Raw genomic sequence first — 23,748 nt, 5'->3', positions numbered from 1 at the left:
ATTCAGCACTATATAGTATTATCAGTAGGTTTAAATCAATTTATGCAAAAATTTTTATTTATGTCTGTTTGGTGGTCATGGATGAATCCACCTTTGAACTCCGTTAATGAGTCTTTGATATTAAATATGCTACGTAAGCGTACCCTTCGTGAAGCAAGCTACGCGTAGCGTCTCGTAGAGAAGCTCGTCATAGACATCGCACCTTTGCCAAAACCTACCAGCTAGCCAATAATCTAATCTACTAGACAAAACGCACACCAATTATGATTAGTGTGCGTCTGCGGCTAGATTTTAGAAATTCTCGAACTTAGCGATCGCATCCCTTATCTTATCCACTACCTCATCGACAGGGATAACTCCCAATTCCCCAGAAGCGCGAGTACGGATACTCAAGGTATTGGTTTCCACTTCCTTGGCTCCCACCACTGCCATCACGGGTATTTTTTCTTTCTCTGCATTGCGAATTTGTTTACCCAAGCGATCGCCACTGGTATCAACTTCTGCACGGATGCCCAATGCACGCATCTTCGCCACTACATCTTTAGCAAAGTCTAGCTGTGTGTCACCCACGGGTAATAATCTAGCTTGCACTGGCGCTAACCACAAAGGAAAATCACCTGCATATTCTTCAATTAAGATCCCAATTAGCCGTTCCAGCGAACCAAAAGGCGCACGGTGAATCATCACAGGGCGTTTGCGAACACCATCTTCGGCAACGTACTCTAAATCAAAGCGTTCTGGCAAGTTGTAATCTACTTGTACAGTTCCTAATTGCCATTCCCGTTCTAGGGCATCACTGACAATAAAATCTAGTTTAGGCCCGTAAAAAGCCGCTTCCCCAATTCCCTCAAAATGTTCCATTCCCAAGGTTTCAACTGCGCGGCGAATAGCATTTTCAGCCTGGTTCCAAGCTTCATCAGAACCGATATACTTATCACTAGCTGGATCGCGGAAACTCAGTCGTGCTTTGAAATTCCCCAATTGCAAAGTCTTAATCACTGACAATATTAGATCGACTACCTTGAGGAATTCGTTATCTAACTGTTCTGGGGTGACAAATATGTGGGCATCATCTTGAGTGAAACCCCGCACCCGTGTTAAACCACCCAATTCCCCTGATTGTTCGTAGCGGTAAACAGTACCAAATTCTGCTAGCCGCATCGGTAATTCCCGATAGGAACGCAACTCGCTTTTATATATTTGGATGTGAAAAGGGCAATTCATGGCTTTGAGAACAAAGCCTTGTTCCTGTGCAGCAGCTTCCTCATTTTCTGCCATCATCGGGAACAGATCGTCTTTATATTTCTGCCAGTGTCCAGAGGTTTTAAATAAATCCACTCTGCCAATATGAGGGGTGACAACCTGCTGGTAGCCACGTTTGATCTGTTCTTGCTTGAGGAAGTCTTCTAAAGTACTCCGCAACAAAGTACCTTTGGGTGTCCATAAAGGTAAACCCGGCCCTACTTGGTCAGAAAATATAAATAATCCTAGTTCCTTACCTAGTTTCCGGTGATCTCGCCGCAGCGCTTCTTCTTTGCGTCGCTTATATTCAGTGAGTTGTTCTGGACTTTCCCAAGCGGTGGCGTAGATGCGTTGTAGTTGGGCTTTAGTTTCATCCCCACGCCAATAAGCGCCAGCAACGCTTTCTAGCTCAATTGCTTTCGGGTTTAATTCACTGAGATTTTCCAGATGAGGCCCCGCACACAAATCCCACCATTCATTCCCCAGGTGGTAAATCGTGATGGGTTCGTTCTTGATATCTGCCAGAATTTCTAGCTTGTAAGGTTCCTTAATTTCCTGAATCCGGCGTTCGGCTTCTTCTCGGCTGACTTCTTCCCGAATTACTGCCAATTTACGATTGATAATCTTCGCCATCTCTTTTTTGATGGCTTTGAGATCGTTTTCGCTAAATGGTTCTGGGTTGTCGAAGTCATAGTAAAAACCGTTTTCAATCCAAGGGCCGATTGTAACTTGTGCCTTGGGAAACAGCTTTTGTACCGCCATTGCCATTACATGGGAAGCAGTGTGGCGAATCTTTTTTAAGTTCTCCGATTCGCTGGTACGCGGTAAATAAATTTTTTCGACTTGTTCTGACTGTTGTGACTGATTTGATGAATTTGGCGACATTGGCTGCTGAACCGTTGGCGAAGTGATTACAAAGGGTGATTTATCTGAATCTGTAGGCTTATTCAACTATAACGACTTTGGTTAAGTAGTCATTTGTCATTTGTCCGTTGTCATTTGTCCGTTACGAATAACTAATAACTAATAACTTTGCGTAGCGGTTTGATTCTGAGTCCTGAATTTTGACTCCTGAATTCTTCTTCAATCCAAAAATAAAGATAAATTTTTGATTTGTTACCTGAGTTGGAAATTCAGGATTGCCCGCGAGCGCTAAATTCTCTTATGAATTGCAACTCGGTGTCATATATACCTATAGTTACCTCTCCAAAGGCACTGTACAAACCAGATATCAAGACTATATAATAAATTTTGTGCCCTTTGTTACAAAATTTTACATCCAGAAATTATGAGAGAAATCTAAAAAGTATTAAGAAACGTAAATAACGTTAATATTAGTAAGCAAGTTTGAAATATCTCTCTCATTTATGTCAGACTCAAATTTACCAGGGACAGAGTTGCTGAAAACGGTTTTAGATCCGCTGCTGGAAGATTTTCAGCATTGGTTTACGCGATCGCGCCATTTACTCGAAACTGAGGAACTCTCATTTATGAGTCACCAAGAGCAATCTGACTTGCTCTTGCGGGTTAAGCAAGCACAGGATGAACTAAATACGGCGAAGATGCTATTTAATGCAACTGATAAACAAGTCGGAATTGATATGGCAACGTTAATACCTTGGCATGAATTAGTAACAGAATGTTGGAATGTCGCAATGCGCTTTCGTCAAGGACGTGAAGTCTAAGCGCGCTAAATTTCGGCAGACAACTTAGCGATGTCTCTTGACTTACCAAAGAAGCGTCTACGCAAGATGGTAAATCAGTCGTTAAAAAGATAGTAGAAAACTCTTAACAATTTCTTAACATTAACTGGATTAGCAAAATAATGTATCCTATGCTACCGTAAGTGGAATAACGGTTGACAAATAGCTCCATATAAATGTAAGCGCCTGAAAAGTGCGTAGAATAATCGTCTTAACTGTGAGTACAGTATCGGCGAAACAAAGCGTTACAAAATAAAGTTTTAAAAATTGCTGTTCTGGAGGAAAATCAAATGTTACATCTGCTTTACATTCTTGCTTTTACAATCCTTGCATTTATAGCTGTTGGCAACTTAATTCGTAACCTGATTATGTTCAGTTTCGATCGGGAGCGAACTTACCCGACAAATTCCTCGCCAATGAATAATCAAGGCAACTATGGTTATTATTCATCAAAAAAACAGTTTGTACCCCATCCAGAGTTGTTAGATAGCGCTGGAAACTTAATTAAAGAGCCACTTTTGGTAATGCGTTCGATTAACGTTGAAGATGCGCGTCAACATCTCGATGCACTTTACGAAGCATCCCCAGGAAATAAAAGAGATAATTCCGAAGAAGTATAACGTAGAGACGCAATTAATCGCGTCTGTTAGCAATTTGGGTGTAAATGATTGTTGTTTTTACATCCTTAATTTTTTTTAGTAGAAATTTATTATCATCTTTGAATTTGAGGCGATCGCATCGTTAGGCGGGTAAGTTAACAGTTTTTACAACAAAGTGTATTGACAACGTAAATACATCTTACCTAGACTATGAGGTATGGATGTTTTTTTTGTGCTTAATGGTGTCACCTTCGTTTGAAACCAAGAGAAAGCTTGGATTAATCCTAGCTATCATGACGGTATAACATCTCAGCAAGGCGTAGAAGCTTTCTTCGATTCGTTTCTAGTGGTGGTTGATGCAAGCCGGAATGATGAGGAGCGAGATGCTGTGATTGGCTTGGACAGACGATGGAATCTTTTGTAAGTCGTCTAGATTGAGCGTGAAAACGACATGATTCGGCTCATCTCCCTTGGAAAGGGACGCGCAAGTAACGTGAATACTATGAAAGCTGAAGTTTTAAAAAAGCGACTCGATAAAAATCGTCCAATGACGACAATCACAATTCGTATTCCCGAAGATGTGATTGAGGATTTGAAGCGAGTAGCACCATTGTTAGGGTTTTCTGGTTATCAGCCATTAGTTCGTGCTTACATTGGACAAGGACTTCGAGCCGATCTTGAGCGACTTGAGGGTGATACTGTTTCGACATTGATTGCGAGCTTGAAACGGCATGGTGTGAGTGATGAGATAATTTGTGAAGCACCAGCGAAGCGACTGGGCGGTAGCTTTCAATGCTGTGGTCGCAATCAGCAGTTAAACAAGGCAATATTCTGGCACACATCAAGATGTAGGTCTGAATTATAACTGTATAATATCTCATTTGAGCAGATATACAAAATACACTGGTACAGATAAGGTATGGGAATAGAGGGAAATTTCAAACAAATATCCGCATCTATTTTAGGGATAGGGAAACAAGATTTATATGTGTTGAACTTGTATCTTCATGCAAAAGAAGCCCTAGAAACCGGAGAAGTTCAACATCTACCTACTTACTTAAAAAAAAAGGAATTAATCATAACCTAGACGCTCTTATTGCTGAGGAGCAATGGAGAATTGGAAGACTAGATATTGATTCATATTGGCACGCAATTCACTACTTGCTAACTGAGGACATATCTTCGTGGGAAGAATGTCAGATACCTTTTATTGTTGCCCGAAAGGAGGAAAACAACCGATTGCTAATCAATGCGGTGATGGGCAGAACTTCAATTGAAGGAACAAAAGGTAGTTTCAAAGATTTCGGCCCTGTAAAATATCTTGTTCCTTCAGAAACTCAGCAAATCTCCGAAGCGCTGCTTCAAATTTCAGAAAAAGAGTTTACTAAGAGATATGAAGAAGCTTGTGTGCTGAATCCAGATGTTTACAGAACATTATGGGATGAGAAAGTAGATGAATATTGGTATATATTTCAGTGTATTTCAGAGTACTACAGAATAGCTGCTGAAGAAACCAGAGGTATGCTGCTCTACCTCGGTTGTTTTTCCGGGGTTGATTTCATGTGGGAAATGCAAGACTAATGCCGTAGGTTAACAATTCAGTTGCAACGGACTGAAGGAAACCCTGGAGTTGATGCAAAAGTTATCTACGGCGGCTCAATTTTGAGATTATGCCAGCAAGCGATGTCTACAACGGGCTACGCCTACGCACTAAATCATAAAATAGGGAGTAGTAAATTAATTCCCTACTCCCTATTCTCTTTCTAAGCTTCAATAACTACTCGAAGATTACCCCGTTTTTTCGCAACGCGACAAGCAGTCGTAGTCCCAGAACGCTCAAATTCCAAATCGAGGATGGTGGGGCCGACTCGCAAATTATGAAATGACAGGCGATTAATCGATTCTGGCAAAGCGGGGTCGATTATTCGCAAGCAGTTATTTTGAGCATCAGGCACCAAGTTGACCATCATTTGCAGTAGTTGGAAAACACTACCCGTAGCCCAAGCTTGGGGAGTACAAGCAACCGGATACTGCACAGGAGCATTATCACCATTCCGTTCGTAACCGCAGAAAAGTTCTGGAGGACGTTGATAGGGTTGTTGCTCAGTCATGTCAAATAAACCTTGGAATATTTCTAAGGCTTGATCGATAAGACCGAGCGATCGCAATCCCATTGCGATCAGAGCGTTATCATGGGGCCAAACTGAACCAATGTGATAACCCATAGGATTATAAGCGGGTGACAAACTACTTAGAGTCCGAATGCCCCAACCATTAAACATATCTGGTGCCCGCAACCGTTCTGCTACACTGTGAGCTTTTTCGTCTGTGAAGAGTCCCAATTGCAGACAATGACCAGGATTTGAGGTAATACTGTCTACTGGCTTACCTTCTCCATCCAAAGCCAGGGCGCAGAAATCTTGGTCTTCCACCCAAAAATCTCGATTAAACCGAACCTTAAGATTTCTGGCCTCTTCTTGCCAACGATCTGCCAAATCAAGCCGCTTCTTCATCCTAGCTATTTCTGCTAGGCGCATTTTTGCAGCATAGACGTAAGCTTGTACCTCACAGAGGGCAATTGGCCCGTTGGCTAATTCTCCCTTGCGGTCTACGATACAGTCGCCAGAGTCTTTCCAACCTTGGTTTGCAAGACCGCGTTTCGATGTACGGAAGTAGCTGAGATAAGTGGTTTGTTTCGTATTGCGATCGATCCACTCCATTGCCGCTAGAGCATTGGGCCAAAGTTGCTCTAGGAGTTCTCCATCGTGAGTCCAAGCATAATGTTCGGCATAGAGCAGCAGCCACAAAGGAGTGGCATCAACAGTACCGTAATAAGGTGTATGGGGAATCTCTTGACAACGAGCCATTTCTCCCAAACGTAACTCGTGCAAAATCTTACCCGGTTCTTCTTCGCGCCATTCGTCGTCAATTTTTCCTTGGTATGTCGCCAGTAATATCAGAGTTTCCTTGGCGATTTGCGAGTTTAACATCAGGCTTTGGGAAGCTGTAATCAGCGAATCTCGCCCAAATAGCGTCGAAAACCACGGTACTCCCGCAGAAACAGTCTTATGCTTACCAAAAGATTGGCGCAACAAATACATATCTTGTTCAGCCCGCTCAATCACTCGATTGAAGGTACTCTTATCTGAGCTAATACGGGTAATTTGTTGTACCCAGTGTTGCTCCTCCATCCACTCAGCAGCTTTCGCTTGTCCTAAGGTAGTGGCAGCACTCACGGTTGAACTGGACTGATTGTTTCTCAACATATTCACTCGGTAGCCCAGCTTTTGAGTTTCGTGAGAAGCCAACTCTAGCTGCCAAACCGCAGTGTAACCCTTGAAATAGTCTGGTTGCCAATGCTGGAATAAAATCCGGGATTCCATCACCGAGCCATCCAAACCTTGATAGGCGAGTGTTAAGGATTCTTCCCTAGAGACAGATGGCTCTTTAGGTACTGGTGCAACACCATCGACGTGAGAAAATGTTCCTTCCTCAGTCGTCGGTTCTACTAGGCGTAAAAGCCTACCTCGTTTTTCTCTGTCATAGCCCCGAACTTCAAATAAATCTACAAAATCCGCATCAAAGCTGATACTTAGTTCAAAATTGACAGTGGTTGTGCTGTAGTTAGATACTTCTATTTCTTCAAATAGTGCCCCATTCAGCACGATTTCTCGGCGAATTCCGATAGTCTCGGCTTTCAGACGTTCGTCGATTTTGGGGTTCGTACACAAAACTGAGAGTGCAAAACCTTTCTCAGCAGTACTACTGAGGAGTACAGGCGATCGCCCTTCAATTTGTAACTCCAAGCGATTGAGAAATCTCGTATCACAACAAAACAGTCCCATACTGGGATTGCCATCGTTGAGGGAACAGCCAGAAATATTCCCGATAGTATCTGTCACAAAAAATAAATCATCATCTTTAACCGTTAGTGTCGGTTGCGATCTTTCAGCCACAACACAAGGCCACTCCGGGATCGGTAATTGTTCGGCAGGAATAAAAGTTTTTCCATCCAGAAAAATTTTTTCTGGGGTCATTAGCATATCCGGGGTCATTAGACAAAATTCCGCGTACAGGTCTATATTTTTGTCGTCTTTTGAGTAGAAGTCTGTTGCCCAAGAGACATAGGGAAAGAATAAATACCCTTTTGCTTTGAGACAGAGCAACTAAATTTATTTAGGTCGAAAAAAGAAAGATTTGTGTCGAGACACGTAGTTTAAACAAAGAACAGCGTATCGTAGAGAGGCACAAGATGCGGAGTCAGGTCAGTTATCTTGCCCTGCTTTTACAGTGCTTTTCAAGTAATTCATCTACACTACCTCCCCACTTCATACTCCCTGTCTCAGTCTTGGTCTAAATATCTGAAAATCGCTGTAAGTATGGGGTTTTCCTTTTGCCCTCATCTCTGGTGTTTCTTGTTCATTCTCACAATTTCCGAAAAAAAGACGCTCTTTAAAACTCGTTTTAGCTATTCGAGCCAAAATAATCCTGACATATTGCTGACAAAATAGCAGCGCTTATATCCATATAAACAAATCTTGTTGAAGGATGCAGAAGGACGTTCGGCGAGCGTTCAATCGAGCCGCAGGAGGCGGCAGGAAGACTGCCCTGTCTACGACACGCTGCGCGAACAGCAATAACTGTCTTTCGTCGATAAATTTATATTTTATAAGCGTGAAGTCAAGACTGAAAACTGAGGATTTTGAGCTAATTTATTAGCCGTTGAACTTTCAAATACACAAGATATATAGTATACTCAGCAAAAACGTGGAACTTACAGTTTTTGTTGAATATAGAGAACATTTATTTAGTATACGATTTTGTTTTAAATAATCTTTGATATTTGATTAGACTAATTTATGATAATTAATTGATTAAGTTTAATCACTAATCATTGATTAAGTTATGTGAATATCGCAGTCATGATTTGTGGCTAAGAAAATTTATTTAGCGAGCAGAAATCAACGTCGGCAAAGTAGGCGATGTCTACGACGGGTTATTTTGCCGACGCATGGACTGTAAATCGATCGTCCGTGGTTATTAGCGAATACAGTAGTTAAAACTATACAAGAATTAATGTTTTAATACTTATTCCTGAAAGACTTTACCTGAGAATGTATATTGGGCGTAATAGATTGTCAATCAACAAATCAAATTCCACACCCCTTAGTTGGTAACGAAGTGTTGCGACTGCTTTGGCGAAAAGCGCTTTTTAGCGTTCTTTACATATTGCAGCTGTCTATTTAACTTGAGAGTCCCTTGAAATTTGTACAATGCAGCTGTGACGTGGATCTGATCGAGGTTGAGCGTTTAACAATAATTCATGAGCATTTCGACTTCTGTGCTGAGTGATCTGCTAAAGTCCCTACCCTACTTGCGGCCCCAGCTATATTTTAAGGCTTCACTAACGGCGCTCTCCCACGCGATGGAAGATCAAGTTTTGGCTGCGACTTTAGCTAAACCCCTTGTAATTGCTAGTTTCCAGCGAGAGCGATTCTACCGCCAAGAAGCTCATCGCTACCAGCGACTTGCTTTGCGAAGTAATCAAATATATGTATTATCTGCTCCAGAAACGGATTTTGCCAACAGTTCAGAACACTACGAAAAAGTGGCTTTTGAGTCAACGGATGGCTTAAGTCAGGAGTGGCATTTGGTCGTGATTGCTGACAATTATGCTACTTGTCTGGTTTGCCGAGAAAACCTTGGTTCTCTTGCCAAAAACAAGCAACTACCGGAACTAAGCCCTAATCTGGATATAGACACAGCCCGAAGATTTGAGGGAATTTGGACATCGGAAAGAGGAGCTAGCCTCAAAGCAGCCGAATTGCTGTTAGATAGGGTTTTGGTTTACAGACCAGAACTGACAAGTAAAATTCAAGAGGCACGTGAGAGGTTTGGCATTGGGGAGCCGCGAAACTACTCTGGAGCTGAACAGGTAAACGAGTATGCCTGTGATATTGATACAGATCCCTTTGTGCAGCGCTTAGTAACTTATTTGCAAGCTAGTCAGTACAAATTGCACAAAGCCTACCGTTCTATTGCTGCCCAAGCACGAAAAGAACGCTTAGTCAACTCAATTAGTACTGCCATTCGGCGATCGCTCGATCCTCACGAAGTTCTCCAGGTGGCTGCACAAGAATTAGGACAACACCTAGAAGCTTGTCGCTGTTTAATTTACCGCGCTCAAGCTACCGATAGCCAAGCCATAATTGAACATGAGTTTTTGAATCCCGGTGTTTTATCTGTTTGTGGGCAAACCTGGGAGTTAGAGAAAAATTCCCTATTTCGGGACATCGTAGAACAAGGCGAAGGTGTTTGTGTGAGCGATACGCTGAGTGACCCCCGTGTTACCAAATCGCCAGGACTTTCCACGATCGCCAAAAAGTTTGCCATTCGTTCTTGGCTGATGGAACCAGTATTTTATCAAGGGCGATTATTGGGCATTGTGGAGTTACACTACTGCCGGATGCCACCCCATGAGTGCCAACCTGGAGAATTGGATTTGGTAGAAGCGATCGCTACCCAAGTAGGAGCAGCTCTCATCCAAGCGGAAGCTTACGCTAACCTAGAAGAACTTAACCAGCAGCTAGAAGCTCTAGACCGCACCCGCAGCAACCTCATAGCCATAACTGGACACGAACTGCGTACTCCCCTATCCACAATTCAAGTGTGCCTGGAAAGTCTTGCTACCGAACCAGATATGCCCTTGGAGTTGCAGCAGGTCATGCTCAACACAGCTCTTTCCGACTCAGAGCGGATGCGAAAACTGGTACAAGATTTTCTTACACTTTCCAACTTGGAAAGCGGCCGGGTGGAATGGCATCCAGAATCCCTCACCTTACAAGAATGTGTGGATTTAGCACTCAGCCGAAATCGCACGCGTTCCTCAATGGAAAAGCCGCCCCAAATCAAGACTCAAATTGCCGAAAACCTACCTTTAGTCAGAGCAGATGGTGATTGGCTAGTCGAAGTATTGGCAAAACTCATGGACAATGCTTTGAAATTTACACCACCCGAAGGAGAAATCACAATTAAAGCGATTTACAACACCCGTCAAATGGTCGAGGTGACTGTAGCTGACACTGGACGCGGCATTGAACCAAATCGTTTAGAAGTAGTTTTTGACCGCTTCTATCAAGAAGAAGGAGCGCTGCGCCGCACCACTGGCGGGACTGGACTTGGTTTAGCAATTTGCCGTCAAATTGTTAATGGCTGGGGTGGGCAAATTTGGGCAGAGTCAACTGGCAAAGACCAGGGTAGTCAGTTTCACTTCACCATCCCGATTGTTCGGAGTAGCCAAGAGGAAAAACGGACAAAAGTCAAGAGTAAATAGGTATTAGTCCTTTGTCATTAGTCCTTTGTCATTAGTCATTAGACATTGAGCATGGGGTATTAATTTTTAACAAATGACAAAGAACAAAGGAAAAATGACTAAAAACTGTTACAGTCTATGACGCGATCGCAATATGATCGTGGTTGCGGTGTTAGGATTCCCTAAAAACGTTGAGAGAATCATCTTTATGGCAGAAACACTCTCTGGACAAACCCCGCTATTTGCTGGCAGCACTGGTGGCTTGCTAAACAAAGCAGTAGTTGAAGAAAAGTACGCTATCACTTGGACTAGCCCGAAAGAGCAAGTATTTGAATTGCCTACAGGTGGTGCTGCTGTTATGCGGAAAGGTGAAAACCTGCTGTATATAGCTCGTAAAGAATATGGCATCTTTTTGGGCGGTCAGCAACTTCGCAAACTCAAAATCACAGATTACAAAGTTTACCGGATTTTACCCAACGGAGAAACTACCTTACTTCACCCAGCTGATGGTGTCTTCCCCGAAAAAGTAAATGAAGGTCGTGATAAAGTGCGTTTTCTCCCACGCAGGATTGGGCAAAATCTCAACCCATCACAGATCAAGTTTAGTGGTAAAACTACCTATGATGAATAGGGAGTAAGACTGGGGATTGGAGAGCAGAGGAGCAGAGGAGCAGAGGAGCAGAAAAGCAGGGGGGGAAGTTACAGCAAATTTTCCCCTCTGCCCCTTATCCTCTCTGCCCCTCTGCTTATTGTGCTCCATACCCTTCATGAGTGCTGAGTTAGGAGTGCTGAGTTAGGAGTTATTATTTCTCCTCTGCTCCCCTGCTCCCTTGGTCACTGAGCGTAGCCGTACCACTTCGTGGAAGCAAGCTACGCGTAGCGTCTGTCTGCGACACGCTGCGCGAACGTAGAGAAGTGCTGCCCCCCGCCCCTCTGCTTCTTTATGCCCCATCCCTAAGCAATTTATGGTATTCCCCGATTTCTCCGAATTTTCTCAACTAGCTCTACAAGGCAACTTCGTCCCGGTATATCAAGAATGGGTGGCGGACTTAGATACGCCTGTATCCGCTTGGTATAAAGTTTGTGCGGGTCAGCCTTATAGCTTTTTGTTGGAATCGATAGAAGGTGGGGAAAAGCTGGGACGCTATAGTTTAGTGGGCTGCGACCCGGTGTGGGTTTTGGAAGCAAGGGGCGATCGCACGACTCAAAAAAACCGCGATGGTTCGCAAGTGGTGTTTGCTGGCGATCCTTTTACAGCTTTAGCCGAATGTTTAGCACCTTATCACCCAGTGAAATTACCACAGCTACCACCAGGAATTGGCGGTTTGTTTGGGTTTTGGGGCTATGAATTGATTCAGTGGATTGAGCCGCGTGTGCCAATTTATTCACAAGATGAGCGGAATATACCTGATGGGTTGTGGATGCAGGTAGACCACTTGTTGATTTTTGACCAGGTGAAGCGGAAAATTTGGGCGATCGCTTATGCTGATTTACGTGACCCGAATGTAGATTTGAAAGCAGCATATCAACAAGCTGGCGATCGCGTCAGCCAAATGCTCGAAAAGCTATCTTTGCCCCTATCGCCGGAAAAAACTCGATTGGAATGGAATCCGCCTGGGAGCAGGGGAGCATCGCTTCGGCTCATTTCGGCTACGCTCAATGACCAACGCTCAGTGACCGAGGAGCAGGGGAGCAGCACTTCGGCTCCCTTCGACTACGCTCAGGGCAAGTCGCTCAGTGACCGAGGCGCAGAGGAGTATAAGAGTAATTTTACCCGCCGTGATTTTTGTGCCAGCGTTGAGAAGGCGAAAGATTACATTAAAGCGGGCGATATTTTTCAAGTAGTAATTTCCCAACGACTATCAACAACATACACAGGCGACCCTTTTGCCCTTTATCGGTCGCTACGTCAGATAAATCCTTCGCCTTACATGGCTTACTTTAACTTCCAAGATTGGCAAATCATCGGTTCCAGTCCTGAAGTGATGGTGAAAGCCGAAATCGATTCAGATGGTGGAGTAATAGCGACAGTACGCCCAATTGCTGGGACGCGTCCGCGAGGTAAAACTACTAAGGAAGATGCAGCTTTCGCTGAAGATTTACTCCAAGACCCCAAGGAAATTGCCGAACACGTGATGCTTGTGGATTTAGGGCGCAATGATTTGGGGCGTGTTTGTCAAAGTGGTAGCGTCAAAGTTGATGAGTTAATGGTGGTTGAGCGCTACTCCCATGTAATGCACATTGTTAGCAATGTTGTGGGTAAATTAGCAGTTGGTAAGACAGCATGGGATTTACTGAAGGCTAGCTTCCCAGCAGGTACGGTAAGCGGCGCACCCAAGATTAGGGCGATGGAAATTATCCACGAGTTAGAGTCTAGTCGTCGTGGTGTTTATTCCGGTGTGTATGGGTATTACGATTTTGAAGGTCAATTAAATACTGCGATCGCAATTCGCACAATGGTAGTGCATGATAATACCGTCAGCGTACAAGCTGGTGCAGGTTTGGTAGCTGATTCTGAGCCAGAAAAAGAATACGAAGAGACGCTGAATAAAGCTAGAGGCCTATTAGAGGCGATTCGTTGTTTGCGTTGAAGTAGTGAATAGCACACAGGTTAGAGATGACAAATATTTCCTGTAATCTGTCACCTCTCCCCTAACACCAATCCTTTTTTCTACCTGTTATGGTTCCTTTCGCATACAATTAATTGCACACTGGTTTTTATTGCTTAATTGTAAAACCGGGCTTGATATAAGTACAGTAACAGTTCGATCTGCGGTATGAGCATCCAGACCAGACTTTAAAAGTTGATGTACCAATACCCTTCTATTTTGAATTACATAGGTTTTACTTTGAACAGCAAGATGTTTGGAAACGATTTGTGCTACTTCTAAGCCCACGTATCCACAATATCGCGATAAATTGGGAAGCTTTATAAATCCAATCAACATCAAACTTTTTCCAAAGCTAAATAGAGTTTTTTAAACTTATTGAAAATTTAAAAGAAGTCCTGGTATCCAAATCCAAGACCTCTATTGAAGTTACTACACACTAGAAATGAACAAACTTATTCATCCTAATTGGCTGAAGTAAATCGCCCAAAGAATTCCAGTTACTCCAATGGCAATTAAAAGGTTAGTGAAAAATCTACCGAACTCAATTTCTTGTCCCAGTCCTTTGTCATCTTGACCGGCAGTAAAAAACAATGACCAGGCTTGATTTGCATTGATAGTCTCAAAGTTGTTGAAAGCAGGTCTAAAAACAACGGGTCCAATCAAATCCTTTTTGGGATAATCAAAATCGGTTTTCATAAGTAAGTTTGCCTCTAAATTGCTTTATTCGTCAAGTGAAGAAAATTAAGAAATCTCAAAGTGTCTTCTTTAAAGGCTGGTTAGCCAGCCAATCAAACCGTGTCCGGTGATTACTTCTACAACTATGAGTGAAACAAAAGCAATCATTGCCAAACGCCCATTGAGTTTTTCGGCATATTTGGTGAATCCTATCTGCGGAGTTTCATCAACATAAACCTTGGGTTCAATCGCAAATCTGTTGATTTGACTGCGTTCGTTAATGGTAAAGCCTTTACTTGCCATTTTTGATTCTTTGTTCTTGCTCTCTGTAAATGAATATTAACTATTGTAAATATTTTTTGCAACTACTTGACATAGAAATAAAAGTAGTAACAGCCGTACCAATTGAGTAGTGTATTTCAGACGTGTACGAGAACTAGGCGTGTCTACAGTCGGCTCAATACTGTTCGGTAAAGGCAAGAGACGCGATGAATCGCCGTCAAGACGAAAGACTGATTATTGTAGAGACGGCGATTTATCGCACCTTTAGCGATCCAAAATTTTCATCAAAAAATCCTAACCGAACCATATTGACAGTCAGCTGTGACGCTTATGATGCTCGATAGCGCATAGGTGCAGCTAAGGATTATGAAAATTTTATGCACACAAAAGTACCAACTGGATTAAATTAAACATCAGTAAAAATTATTAATAATATAACTAGAACTTATCAATATATAACTGAGAAGGTATTGCTTATTTGTAACGAACTTGTTATGTTTCTTTACATAAAGATACAAAACCAGCATCAATGCGTTAAATCCCTGTTAATCAAGGCTTTCTAAATAACCATGCAGTTGAGCCTGCAATGTGCTTTGCCAAGTATCTAAACTCAATGGCAACGGCATCACTATGCCTTTATTAAAGCTATGTCTACAACAGGCTTTCTAGTGATGCAAAAACTACTGAGTGCCTTTATTAACATCTAAACGCATTTTTCATCGGTCTTTGCACATTTGATTTTTCACATTCGGTAGAACTGTAATTTTCTTTTTGGAATTTCTGCTATGTCTTTTACCATCCAGTCGGCTCAAAGTATTTTTCCCGGCACCCTAGTTGCTGACGTTGTTCCAACCGTCGTCGAATCATTCTCTAAGCTCAATGCTGAAGATCAACTAGCATTACTTTGGTTTGCTTATACCGAGATGGGCAGAAGTATTACAGTTGCGGCTCCTGGGGCAGCTAACATGATCCTTGCACAAGGCTTACTCGAACAAATTAAGCAGATGCCTTTTGAGGCTCAAACGCAAGTCATGTACGATTTGGCTAACCGTGCTGATACTCCTCTGTGCCGTTCTTATGCATCCTTCACCGTGAATATCAAGTTGGGCTTTTGGTATCAGTTAGGAGAATGGATGGCTCAGGGAATCGTTGCTCCCATCCCACCAGGTTACAAGCTTTCTTCTAAAGCTGCCGATGTGTTACAAGCCATCCGCAATGCAGATTCAGGTCAACAAATTACCATCCTACGTAATACCGTAATTAGCATGGGATTCGATCCGAATGCTCCTGGTAGTTATAAAAAAGTCTCAGAGCCGGTAGCTCCTCCCACTGCACCAGCATTTCGGACTAAAGTCACCATTGAGGGCGTCAACAATCCTACGGTACTTGGCTATATCAACAACATGAATGCCAATGACTTTGATGCTGCGGTTTCTCTGTTTCGTTCCGAAGGTGCTTTGCAACCTCCCTTTGAAAGACCAATTGTTGGTCAAGACGCAATTCGCGCTTATATGCGTGAAGAATGTCAGGGATTGAAGATGCTTCCAGAGCGCGGCGTATCTGAGCCAGTGGAAGATGGCTATACCCAAGTTAAAGTTACAGGCAGAGTCCAAACCCCTTGGTTCGGAGCCAGCGTGGGTATGAATATTGCATGGCGGTTTTTGCTAGATCCCCAAGGCAAAATCTTCTTTGTAGCGATTGACTTGTTGGCTTCTCCTAAAGAACTGCTGAACCTAGTACGTAAATAGAGGGCTAGATTAATTGCTGCTTAAGCGTGGATGAGTGAAGGAGCAATCGCTACCTCACCACGCTTAAGCAAAAGAAACTGATAGGGGCTTCTTTGGTATCTTAATGTTGCGATCGCTATTGAAAACAACCTATTCAATCAGGGATCTTTTAGTTTTTAAAGTCTCAAAATATACAAAATTAGAACAAGTAGTATTGACTTCTAGAACCTTTCTCGCTCAAGAGCATCTCAACTATTCTTTACTTGTTTATATTTAAATAACAATATATCTTTGGATAGAGTAATAATTTATTCATCTACCAAGAGTAATAGATTATCAATGACTTTTTTCAATTCTTCTGAGCCGCTCCTGCGTGAAAAACAGCAAGAGCTAGATTTTCAAGATATTCAAGGTTTAGTCTGTCTCAACTACCAAATTGGAAATTTCACTCTCTTTTCAAAGTTTTATACTCGCGTCGATCAAGCATTTATTCTCTGGGGACTCATTTCATCTGGAATTTTCGTAACTGCCCAGTTTCTACCCATTAGCTGGAGTAGCCAAGCGATTTTGTGGTCAGTGCTTACCTTATTGGGTGCAGTTGGCATGGTAAGTTTAACTTGGTTTTGGGCAACTGTAGAACAGCTACGCTGGGTTGTTTATAGCTGGGCGATTTTAATCTTAATGGGTTTAATCTTGACCGATCTGAGCATTTTTTTGGGATGGGGAGAGGTGTTGATCCGTTTGTGTCCACTGTGGTTAGGATTAAGTGCCATCGGCTACTTTTGCACCGGGATAGGAATGCGTTCACGCACATTTATTTTGATGGGGTTTATTCATTTGCTGGGAATTTTAGTTTTGCCATACTGCGGTGTCATGCAGTTTCTCTCAACGGGGCTAATTATGACCGTTAGTTTACTGTTACTAGCAGAATTACAATGGGATATGCAATCTTCAAGTGATTACAACCAATTAACACTACAACAAAAGCAGTTTAACCAAGTACAGTCCCAACGGCGTCAAATGACTAGCTAAAGTTATAAAGAATTAAAATCTTACTTTAGACAAGTTTGTATAAACAATATAGCTATATCTCTTGACTAGGTAGTGTTTATACTTGAGAGAGAGAGTTTTTCACCCAACTGTTAGCTATTCTAGTTTATGAAAACAGACAGCACTGTATGGGTGTTATGCCGCTGTGGCCCAATATCAGACATCGAAGGAGAGCGATCGCAGATGTTTGAACAGTGTAAATCAATAAAAATCCTTGACGGTGTGGAGTTTTTGTCGCTTCCTCCACTTTATTATCACTTAGGGAAGGTTAAATTCTTTGTCAGAGCGGTCTGAGGTGATAGGCGTCTTGCGTTTTTTACATTACAAGTTAATTTTTGATACTCCAATATCCTTAATTCAAAATCAATTAGGGATATTGAAGTTTCATGGCTCATGTAACTATTTGTTAGTTGGCGTTTGTGTGTCAAAATATTCACGCCAACGACTAATCTGACTACCCTTAAAATCTACAACAATTACGTCATCAGCTTTATTACGACGACCTGTCGCCTTTTCTATATCTTCGTAGTACCATTCTACTGCTGCCTGATTTGCTCCAATGATAATCCGCTGGATATCTATTTTGACATCTGAATACTGTTGTTTAAAATTGGCAAGCCCTTCTCGAATTCTTTCTTGTCCCCGCCAGCATTGACCAGGTACAATTAGTTCTCCATCAACTGTAAACAATTGTGCAAGAGCATCGATATCTTGAGCAATCCATGCATCTTTAGCTTTTTCTATTAATATCTGGATATCTTGTTGGTTCATAGAATGACTGGCAAATAAAGGTGTGCTAAAAGTTAAGCTAACAAATAGAGTTCCTAACACTAGCCATTTAGATAACCAAAGCATCTAGATTTTTCTACCCTCTAAAGTATTAAGCTTATAGAGCATTAGTAAAATTTAACCAGAAATTGTTTGCATTGCGATCGCACTTGCGAAAAGTCAGGTTTTGATTGAATGCAGAATGTCTGTAGCGTTGATGTTAATTCTACAACCAAAACTGGCGATCGCCATTCAGCGAATTTGGGACAATACCTTGTAACCGCCTATAGGCTATACGGTCAGATCCATACAGTGGAACGGGTAAGCGTGGCTCTTTCAACGCTCCATGATGGAGCAAAGTGAGTTTTAGCGTTGCTTCTATTACATCTTCAATAGGTGCTTGGTGTCCTTTCTCATGTACTCTCAAACGTAGAGGATAAGGTAAGCCCATATTCTCAGAGGGTAATTTAGTAGTTACCAAAATCACTTCACGAGAAGACAAACGAAGTGCTAACCCTTGTGTAGGTGCTTTCACAACTAACTGATAATAGTTATATAATCTGGGAATACCAGACTTAATACACTCTACAAGAATAAACTTAGAATTAATTGCTTTGGCTCTTTCCTGCAAATATTCAACTTCATCACCACAAAAGCGTCCGTCACGGTAAATTAGTACAGTTTTTTCGCTGATATCAGCAGATGGGAGAAACCTTTCTAATGTTTGTTTATCAATTTCTTCACCTTCTGTAGAAACATCTTCTAACCTATAACGAATAAAATCCCCTTGTTTACCGTACAAACGAACACTTGCACACACATTTCTGCTACCGACGGTTTTCTTTTTGGGTTTTCTGGAAATATCCAAGCCGATAAAATAATCAGCAATTCCTAAAGGTTCAGCTAGAATAAAAGGCGAATTTCCCAACTTTGCTAAAATTCCTACTATTACTTGATTGAGGATGTTTTTATAATTGCTAGGGTTTTTCAAAGTATCTTCATAGATTACTTGGCTTACTATCTCAGGGTTACTACGTCGTAGTAGCCTTGAAGAAACAAAAGTATATAAGCTTCCATCATCACTATTATCAGTATGGCGATCGCTCTGTGGTAAAAAAGTCAAAACAATATCAGTAGGGATAGCTATTAAATCATCAAGGGCTTTCTCCACTTTAGCTCTGGCTTCAGCACTGCTTAAACCATTGATGGAAACGGCTTTTCTTCTATCCTCATCAATCTCAAGGCTTTCAAAGTCATAGTCTTTTAAGCGTTGTCGGAGTTGCTTAAGAAAAGATATATCAACTTTAAAATCGCCTATTTTAAGCGCTGCAATGCGAATTTTTCTGGAAGTATCTTGATAATCTTGGTGACGGCGATAAACGCCACCTGTAGATAGTCCCTTTAAAACCTCATTTCGCTTTCGGGTCACATTCTTGCCAAATTTAAGTAATGTGTCTTCAAGTTTGAAGGTAGGTACTAAGAACAATTCTGGATACTTCCCGTTGTTAATACATTTAGTTGCTAACTGAAAACCATAGACAGCTAAAGCATTTGTAGCTTCTTGTTTGGATGAAGCTAAACGATTTTGCCGTTCTTGATAAGGAATTTTAGTTTGCTTTCGTAAATCACTATACTTTACTTCAAATAAATCAGCGGTTTCTTCTGTAACACAGGGAATTAAAGCAGCCATTGGATAAGGATATTGTTGTTTATCTTTACCAAATTGAATAGTTACTACAGGTTGCTCATCTGGTGCTGCTTCCGGTTCAAGTTTCTGTTTACTAATAGCTCCAGTCGCTTTTTGAAAAAGCTCTTCTCTACGCTCTCCAAAAGTTCCTGCAAGAGCCACAATTGTAGCATAACTTTTTTTTTCAATATCTCTAACCTTTAAGCCAATCAAAAGCTTATTTGGATCTTGTCGATAGGGATGATTTTCGTAAAACTCAGCTAAATCACCCTTGAAAACAAAAGAACTGTGAATTGTAAAAGCGATCGCAGGATGTAAAGTATCTTTTATTTCTATCGTTTCTGCCCAAAAATCTACTTCACGTTTGACTTCCACCTTATTTTCTGACCAAACAGTATCAGATGAAAAAGGTCGTCTAACTTTCAAGACCATTACAGCTAATTGAGCCAATATAGAAGCTGTTATTTGTGGTTGGCTTACCCACTGAATTGAATAAGTGCGATCGCCAATATCTTTTTTCAAGTCGTCTTGAATTTCTGTTAAAGCTTTTCGCCATTCATCTAAATTTGGCATTGGTTGATCGGGTTTAGCTAAAACCCAAAAATTCCCATCTGAAAAAATGACTATAATATCAGGGAATTTCTGACTAAACCGCCAACTGAAGCGATTACCTATTTTAGTATCGACTCGGGGAGTCAGTCGAAAGCAAATTAAGTTAGGTTGAGGAATATTTAGTAAAAATATTTCCGACAAAAATATTGGGAATATATTAGTTTTTAAAGGGGATTGAAGCACACCAGCAGTCATGTAGAAACCTCTGATATAGTAAATTCACAAATTGAGTTAAACGAACAGTAGCGACAACTTATGCCCGGATTTTGGGGAAATATTTGACTGAAATCAGCAGAATTTTTACGGTAGCGTCTCAAATCTTCTTGATGTCGTTGAGCTATTAGAGCAAGTTCTATCTGAAAAGCCTTAAGAGTGTTAGATGTTGCGCTAATAGGTTCTGACCACTTACCATTTTCTAAGTTATAAAAAGACGCTACTGCTTTTTGCTGGGGGTATCGGTAACTAGCAGCTAGTAGATAAATATACCCTTGTCGCCGATCAAAATCAGAGTGGCCAGTTTTGAAATCTAAAATGTGCAAAGTATCATCTTCTTCTGCAAAAATACAGTCAATCGCAGCATAGAAGTTAAAAGACTGATTACCCTGCTGAATCAAAATTGGTTCTGGAAAACCCTCATCACCTCGACTAAGTTGAATAATTTTCTTCTCAGCAAGAATTGGATTTTGCTGGTAGTTTGTCAGTATCTGAAGTACTCGCTGCTGAACTAAATCTGACTCTTTCCGCAATTCCAGAATCTCTATCATTTGTTCTACAGCGTCTTCCTGATGTAACATCGGGGAGTTTTCATGAAACTCATAAACTCCCTTTTGTGCTAGTAATCCAATTCGCTGAGGAGTGCTATCACTTGCCAAGATTGCTGCAACCGCAGGTTCTCGCGATCGCGCTTTTGTAAAACCTCGTTTCATGTCACAGTGTAAGTGTTCTTTCCCTATGGGTGGAGAATACTGCAACCATAGGTTGTAACTGGCAAATGGTAGCCAATTTTGGCTCATTGATGTCAAGTTCCAGAATTTAGCAGAGAAAAAAAATTTACTTAGTCAGGATTTCGTAGATTGCTGTATATACATCAATCTCGGTGGCGATTTCCAAGGTATGTAAGCCTTCTAGCATCTGTTCCGCAGCCTTTCTTAGTTGTGGATTGCGGCTTGATTTTTGCACTTCCTCAAGCAGAACCACTAGGGGTCTACCGACGGAAAAACACAATTGTTCAGGGTTCAACGATTGTTTATTCATACTTGTGCTCTTGTGTAACGAAATATAACTCAACGAACATCAGTACAGCCGCCTGAATTGCCATATAATTTCAACAAGGCAAGATATCAGTTGTTCAGTATTGAACTATATTATGCAACATGCACAAACTTTGTCAACTATTTAAACTATGTAAAATAAACGTTGAATTTTATTTTCAACACTGGTATTATCTATCTATGAGTGATTCAAAGGCTAAAAATTTTGGGTAACTTATAGCCCACCGACTCCTGAAAAGCTTTGTAAAATAAGGCTTATAGCCTACTGTGACTCAAACCGATACAAGGTTTATTATTATGTATGCTTCAGGAAATGCGTTAGGCAGTTGAATGTAATTATGGATAAACAAGAGAGTCAGAGTTTTGGCAGGTGTATTTGGCAAGCTCGTAGAAAAAAGGGATTGAGTCAGCGTGAGCTTGCGGTAAAGGTAGGTGTGGATTACACCTATTTGTCTAAACTAGAAAACGACCACGTTGAGCCAAGCGAGAAGGTGATCCGCTCCATAGCAGAACATCTCAGTTTAAATGCAGAGGAGCTGATTTACCTAGCTGGACGTATGACTCAACGTGACTCGGATGCTTTTGAAGAATTGGTTAAGGCGAACTACAAGGAAATGCCAGCTTTATTCCGTCGAGTGCGCGAAAGTTCGGGTCTTGATTCATTGGTAAAAGCACGAGATGAGCAAATTGCAAGACTACAAAAAGAAAATGCTGAACTCAGAGATAAGGTAGCAAAGCTTCAAAATCGCTTCTATTCTAAAGATGAGATTGAAAACATAGCGAATGATCTTCTAAGTCGTATGCAAATTTCATCTCAATATGCCCTTAAATTATCTATGGATACTACTAGGGTATGTGACTTTTTGAATCTGAGTATTTGTTATGCACAAATATCTCCCGATGATCGGGGATTGATCATAGCTATGATTTTACCTTTAGAACGTACAATTTTGATAAATGATGATATTCCAGAAGTTCTAGGAGCTTTTACAGAATCGACAATTGCTCACGAAATAGGACATTGGTTACTTCATGTTAACCAAAACAAAAGTGAAATTTTATCTGAACAAATAGATATCAATGCTGGCATTAAAGAAACTAATCATTCATTTTTATGTCGTAGCGCTAGTGAACCACTTGATAAGTATACTGCCAGTAGTCAGCTTGATAAAATTGAATGGCAAGCCCAGTATTTTGCCAGCTGCCTGCTAATGCCTCGTCATGTACTGCAAGACATAACTAAAGGGCGTGATTTAACTAATTGGAAACATCTTTATGCAATGAAAGAAGAGCTTGGTGTAACAATATCTAATCTCATCAATCGGTTGCAAGATATTGGGTGGATTTATATTCCCAAAGGTTCTAAGCAAATCTATCCAGGCAACTTAGAACCAGAATGTCAAGAGAGAAAGTGGTGGTTATGAGTAAAAAAAGTGAGGAGTTATAATGAACCTTTTCAGGTATAAATTCTATTCTAAAGAAGAAATAGAGCAGAAAGCTTATGAAGTTTTCAAAATTATGGAGTTAGAAAATTTTCCACCAAAATGGCCTTTTGAGGCTAGTTGTGCTGCTGACGCTTTGGGAATTATGGTGAGTTGGGAAAGAATTCCTCCTGATGAGCAGGGGTCGATAGTAGCTAAGATTCTGCCATTGAAAAGAAAGATTGTACTCAATGAATGTATTTCAGAGCTAACTGGAGGATTTGAGCAATCTACAATTGCTCATGAAATTGGACACTGGATACTTCATGTCAATCAAAATGAAGCTGATGGACTGACAGAGCAACTAGAATTAAATCTAGGAATGAAAGATGCTACTAAGCTTTATTTGTGTCGCACTACAGGCGTTAAAACTAATCCAAATATAACTCAAAGTCATTTGGATAAAATTGAATGGCAAGCTCAGTATTTTGCTAGTTGCCTGTTAATGCCTAGAGAAATTTTGGAAGCTAAACAAAGAGGACGTAATTTAACTAATTGGAAACATCTTTATGCAATGAAAGAAGAGCTTGGTGTCACAATATCTAATTTAATTAACCGCTTACAAGACCTTGGCTGGATTTTTATTCCCAAGGGTTCCAAGCAAATATATCCGGGTAAAGCTGCACCCAATGGGCAGACAAATTTATTTAATTAGGTAAAGTGCGATCGCACTTCATTATCTCATCATGCGATGTCTACGACGGGCTACGCCTACGCACCCCACACA

The 23,748-nt window shown here is 41.3% G+C and carries 20 protein-coding genes and 1 pseudogene; 13 read left to right on the top strand and 8 right to left on the bottom strand.

What is annotated here, in order from left to right:
- Nucleotides 1–291: 291 nt before the first annotated feature.
- Complete coding sequence (gene thrS, locus V7K53_RS10635) at nucleotides 292–2,127, bottom strand: threonine--tRNA ligase (RefSeq protein ID WP_335197482.1); 1,836 nt, start codon at nucleotides 2,125–2,127, stop codon at nucleotides 292–294.
- Between the two features lie 482 nt (nucleotides 2,128–2,609).
- Here thrS and V7K53_RS10630 point away from each other — a divergent pair, with 482 nt between their 5' ends.
- The 4 genes and pseudogenes from V7K53_RS10630 (at nucleotide 2,610) to V7K53_RS10615 (ending at nucleotide 5,125) form a co-directional block, all read left to right on the top strand.
- Nucleotides 2,610–2,927, top strand: a complete 318-nt coding sequence (locus V7K53_RS10630) for a DUF2605 domain-containing protein (protein WP_335197471.1) — start codon at nucleotides 2,610–2,612, stop codon at nucleotides 2,925–2,927.
- A 308-nt stretch (nucleotides 2,928–3,235) separates the two neighbouring features.
- Nucleotides 3,236–3,565, top strand: coding sequence for a DUF2973 domain-containing protein (locus V7K53_RS10625; RefSeq protein ID WP_335197470.1), 330 nt, complete (start codon nucleotides 3,236–3,238; stop codon nucleotides 3,563–3,565).
- A 481-nt stretch (nucleotides 3,566–4,046) separates the two neighbouring features.
- Nucleotides 4,047–4,307 (top strand): annotated as a pseudogene (locus V7K53_RS10620) (hypothetical protein); the annotation flags it as partial.
- A 128-nt stretch (nucleotides 4,308–4,435) separates the two neighbouring features.
- The gene (locus tag V7K53_RS10615; protein WP_335197481.1) at nucleotides 4,436–5,125 is read left to right on the top strand and encodes a DUF1877 family protein; all 690 of its coding nucleotides are present in this window, start codon (nucleotides 4,436–4,438) and stop codon (nucleotides 5,123–5,125) included.
- 182 nt (nucleotides 5,126–5,307) lie between these two features.
- Here V7K53_RS10615 and V7K53_RS10610 read toward each other — a convergent pair whose 3' ends face one another.
- Complete coding sequence (locus V7K53_RS10610) at nucleotides 5,308–7,599, bottom strand: amylo-alpha-1,6-glucosidase (RefSeq protein ID WP_335197469.1); 2,292 nt, start codon at nucleotides 7,597–7,599, stop codon at nucleotides 5,308–5,310.
- Nucleotides 7,600–8,867: 1,268 nt separating this feature from the next.
- Between V7K53_RS10610 and V7K53_RS10605 the strand changes: the two genes are divergently transcribed.
- The 3 genes from V7K53_RS10605 (at nucleotide 8,868) to V7K53_RS10595 (ending at nucleotide 13,447) form a co-directional block, all read left to right on the top strand.
- The gene (locus V7K53_RS10605; protein ID WP_335197468.1) at nucleotides 8,868–10,877 is read left to right on the top strand and encodes a DICT sensory domain-containing protein; all 2,010 of its coding nucleotides are present in this window, start codon (nucleotides 8,868–8,870) and stop codon (nucleotides 10,875–10,877) included.
- 187 nt (nucleotides 10,878–11,064) lie between these two features.
- The gene (locus V7K53_RS10600; protein WP_335197467.1) at nucleotides 11,065–11,487 is read left to right on the top strand and encodes a photosystem I reaction center subunit II PsaD; all 423 of its coding nucleotides are present in this window, start codon (nucleotides 11,065–11,067) and stop codon (nucleotides 11,485–11,487) included.
- A 334-nt stretch (nucleotides 11,488–11,821) separates the two neighbouring features.
- On the top strand, nucleotides 11,822–13,447 hold the full coding sequence (locus V7K53_RS10595) for an anthranilate synthase component I family protein (protein WP_335197466.1): 1,626 nt from the start codon (nucleotides 11,822–11,824) through the stop codon (nucleotides 13,445–13,447).
- Between the two features lie 477 nt (nucleotides 13,448–13,924).
- Here the strand turns inward: V7K53_RS10595 and V7K53_RS10590 are convergent, their stop codons facing one another.
- Both V7K53_RS10590 and V7K53_RS10585 read right to left on the bottom strand, forming a co-directional pair.
- A complete protein-coding gene (locus tag V7K53_RS10590; RefSeq protein ID WP_335197465.1) occupies nucleotides 13,925–14,164 on the bottom strand; it encodes a hypothetical protein in 240 nt (79 codons plus the stop codon).
- Nucleotides 14,165–14,233: 69 nt separating this feature from the next.
- On the bottom strand, nucleotides 14,234–14,446 hold the full coding sequence (locus tag V7K53_RS10585; protein WP_335197463.1) for a chlorophyll a/b-binding protein: 213 nt from the start codon (nucleotides 14,444–14,446) through the stop codon (nucleotides 14,234–14,236).
- A 185-nt stretch (nucleotides 14,447–14,631) separates the two neighbouring features.
- Here V7K53_RS10585 and V7K53_RS10580 point away from each other — a divergent pair, with 185 nt between their 5' ends.
- From V7K53_RS10580 to V7K53_RS10565, 4 genes are all read left to right on the top strand, one after another.
- On the top strand, nucleotides 14,632–14,769 hold the full coding sequence (locus V7K53_RS10580) for a hypothetical protein (RefSeq protein WP_335197462.1): 138 nt from the start codon (nucleotides 14,632–14,634) through the stop codon (nucleotides 14,767–14,769).
- A 441-nt stretch (nucleotides 14,770–15,210) separates the two neighbouring features.
- Nucleotides 15,211–16,173, top strand: a complete 963-nt coding sequence (locus tag V7K53_RS10575) for an orange carotenoid protein N-terminal domain-containing protein (protein ID WP_335197460.1) — start codon at nucleotides 15,211–15,213, stop codon at nucleotides 16,171–16,173.
- 318 nt (nucleotides 16,174–16,491) lie between these two features.
- The gene (locus V7K53_RS10570) at nucleotides 16,492–17,184 is read left to right on the top strand and encodes a hypothetical protein (protein ID WP_335197458.1); all 693 of its coding nucleotides are present in this window, start codon (nucleotides 16,492–16,494) and stop codon (nucleotides 17,182–17,184) included.
- 126 nt (nucleotides 17,185–17,310) lie between these two features.
- A complete protein-coding gene (locus V7K53_RS10565) occupies nucleotides 17,311–17,496 on the top strand; it encodes a hypothetical protein (RefSeq protein WP_335197457.1) in 186 nt (61 codons plus the stop codon).
- A gap of 105 nt (nucleotides 17,497–17,601) precedes the next feature.
- On the opposite strand, the gene V7K53_RS10560 is transcribed toward V7K53_RS10565, so the two are convergent.
- The 4 genes from V7K53_RS10560 to V7K53_RS10545 form a co-directional block, all read right to left on the bottom strand.
- Nucleotides 17,602–18,057, bottom strand: a complete 456-nt coding sequence (locus V7K53_RS10560; RefSeq protein ID WP_335197456.1) for a nuclear transport factor 2 family protein — start codon at nucleotides 18,055–18,057, stop codon at nucleotides 17,602–17,604.
- 139 nt (nucleotides 18,058–18,196) lie between these two features.
- Complete coding sequence (locus V7K53_RS10555) at nucleotides 18,197–20,464, bottom strand: Piwi domain-containing protein (RefSeq protein WP_335197455.1); 2,268 nt, start codon at nucleotides 20,462–20,464, stop codon at nucleotides 18,197–18,199.
- Entirely contained in the window at nucleotides 20,461–21,282 is an 822-nt protein-coding gene (locus tag V7K53_RS10550; RefSeq protein ID WP_335197454.1) for a PD-(D/E)XK nuclease family protein, read from the bottom strand. Before V7K53_RS10550 ends, V7K53_RS10555 begins: the two co-directional genes overlap by 4 nt.
- A gap of 37 nt (nucleotides 21,283–21,319) precedes the next feature.
- Nucleotides 21,320–21,523, bottom strand: a complete 204-nt coding sequence (locus V7K53_RS10545; protein WP_335197453.1) for a hypothetical protein — start codon at nucleotides 21,521–21,523, stop codon at nucleotides 21,320–21,322.
- Nucleotides 21,524–21,878: 355 nt separating this feature from the next.
- Here V7K53_RS10545 and V7K53_RS10540 point away from each other — a divergent pair, with 355 nt between their 5' ends.
- Both V7K53_RS10540 and V7K53_RS10535 read left to right on the top strand, forming a co-directional pair.
- Nucleotides 21,879–22,964, top strand: a complete 1,086-nt coding sequence (locus V7K53_RS10540) for a helix-turn-helix domain-containing protein (RefSeq protein ID WP_335197452.1) — start codon at nucleotides 21,879–21,881, stop codon at nucleotides 22,962–22,964.
- 22 nt (nucleotides 22,965–22,986) lie between these two features.
- The gene (locus V7K53_RS10535; protein ID WP_335197451.1) at nucleotides 22,987–23,676 is read left to right on the top strand and encodes an ImmA/IrrE family metallo-endopeptidase; all 690 of its coding nucleotides are present in this window, start codon (nucleotides 22,987–22,989) and stop codon (nucleotides 23,674–23,676) included.
- The last annotated feature ends 72 nt before the right edge of the window (nucleotides 23,677–23,748 follow it).

Source organism: Nostoc sp. (assembly GCF_036917355.1).
Classification (GTDB): Bacteria; Cyanobacteriota; Cyanobacteriia; order Cyanobacteriales; family Nostocaceae; genus Nostoc.
The sequence above is the reverse complement of the archived record's forward strand: the minus strand, read 5'-3'. Positions and strand labels throughout refer to the sequence as shown.

Excerpts from the sequence above, each read along its gene's own strand:
- thrS (WP_335197482.1), bottom strand. The coding sequence starts at position 2,127 with ATGTCGCCAAATTCATCAAATCAGTCACAACAGTCAGAACAAGTCGAA.
- V7K53_RS10630 (WP_335197471.1), top strand. The coding sequence starts at position 2,610 with ATGTCAGACTCAAATTTACCAGGGACAGAGTTGCTGAAAACGGTTTTA.
- V7K53_RS10625 (WP_335197470.1), top strand. The coding sequence starts at position 3,236 with ATGTTACATCTGCTTTACATTCTTGCTTTTACAATCCTTGCATTTATA.
- V7K53_RS10610 (WP_335197469.1), bottom strand. The coding sequence starts at position 7,599 with ATGACCCCGGATATGCTAATGACCCCAGAAAAAATTTTTCTGGATGGA.
- V7K53_RS10605 (WP_335197468.1), top strand. The coding sequence starts at position 8,868 with ATGAGCATTTCGACTTCTGTGCTGAGTGATCTGCTAAAGTCCCTACCC.
- V7K53_RS10600 (WP_335197467.1), top strand. The coding sequence starts at position 11,065 with ATGGCAGAAACACTCTCTGGACAAACCCCGCTATTTGCTGGCAGCACT.
- V7K53_RS10595 (WP_335197466.1), top strand. The coding sequence starts at position 11,822 with ATGGTATTCCCCGATTTCTCCGAATTTTCTCAACTAGCTCTACAAGGC.
- V7K53_RS10590 (WP_335197465.1), bottom strand. The coding sequence starts at position 14,164 with ATGAAAACCGATTTTGATTATCCCAAAAAGGATTTGATTGGACCCGTT.
- V7K53_RS10585 (WP_335197463.1), bottom strand. The coding sequence starts at position 14,446 with ATGGCAAGTAAAGGCTTTACCATTAACGAACGCAGTCAAATCAACAGA.
- V7K53_RS10580 (WP_335197462.1), top strand. The coding sequence starts at position 14,632 with ATGAATCGCCGTCAAGACGAAAGACTGATTATTGTAGAGACGGCGATT.
- V7K53_RS10575 (WP_335197460.1), top strand. The coding sequence starts at position 15,211 with ATGTCTTTTACCATCCAGTCGGCTCAAAGTATTTTTCCCGGCACCCTA.
- V7K53_RS10570 (WP_335197458.1), top strand. The coding sequence starts at position 16,492 with ATGACTTTTTTCAATTCTTCTGAGCCGCTCCTGCGTGAAAAACAGCAA.
- V7K53_RS10565 (WP_335197457.1), top strand. The coding sequence starts at position 17,311 with ATGAAAACAGACAGCACTGTATGGGTGTTATGCCGCTGTGGCCCAATA.
- V7K53_RS10560 (WP_335197456.1), bottom strand. The coding sequence starts at position 18,057 with ATGCTTTGGTTATCTAAATGGCTAGTGTTAGGAACTCTATTTGTTAGC.
- V7K53_RS10555 (WP_335197455.1), bottom strand. The coding sequence starts at position 20,464 with ATGACTGCTGGTGTGCTTCAATCCCCTTTAAAAACTAATATATTCCCA.
- V7K53_RS10550 (WP_335197454.1), bottom strand. The coding sequence starts at position 21,282 with ATGAGCCAAAATTGGCTACCATTTGCCAGTTACAACCTATGGTTGCAG.
- V7K53_RS10545 (WP_335197453.1), bottom strand. The coding sequence starts at position 21,523 with ATGAATAAACAATCGTTGAACCCTGAACAATTGTGTTTTTCCGTCGGT.
- V7K53_RS10540 (WP_335197452.1), top strand. The coding sequence starts at position 21,879 with ATGGATAAACAAGAGAGTCAGAGTTTTGGCAGGTGTATTTGGCAAGCT.
- V7K53_RS10535 (WP_335197451.1), top strand. The coding sequence starts at position 22,987 with ATGAACCTTTTCAGGTATAAATTCTATTCTAAAGAAGAAATAGAGCAG.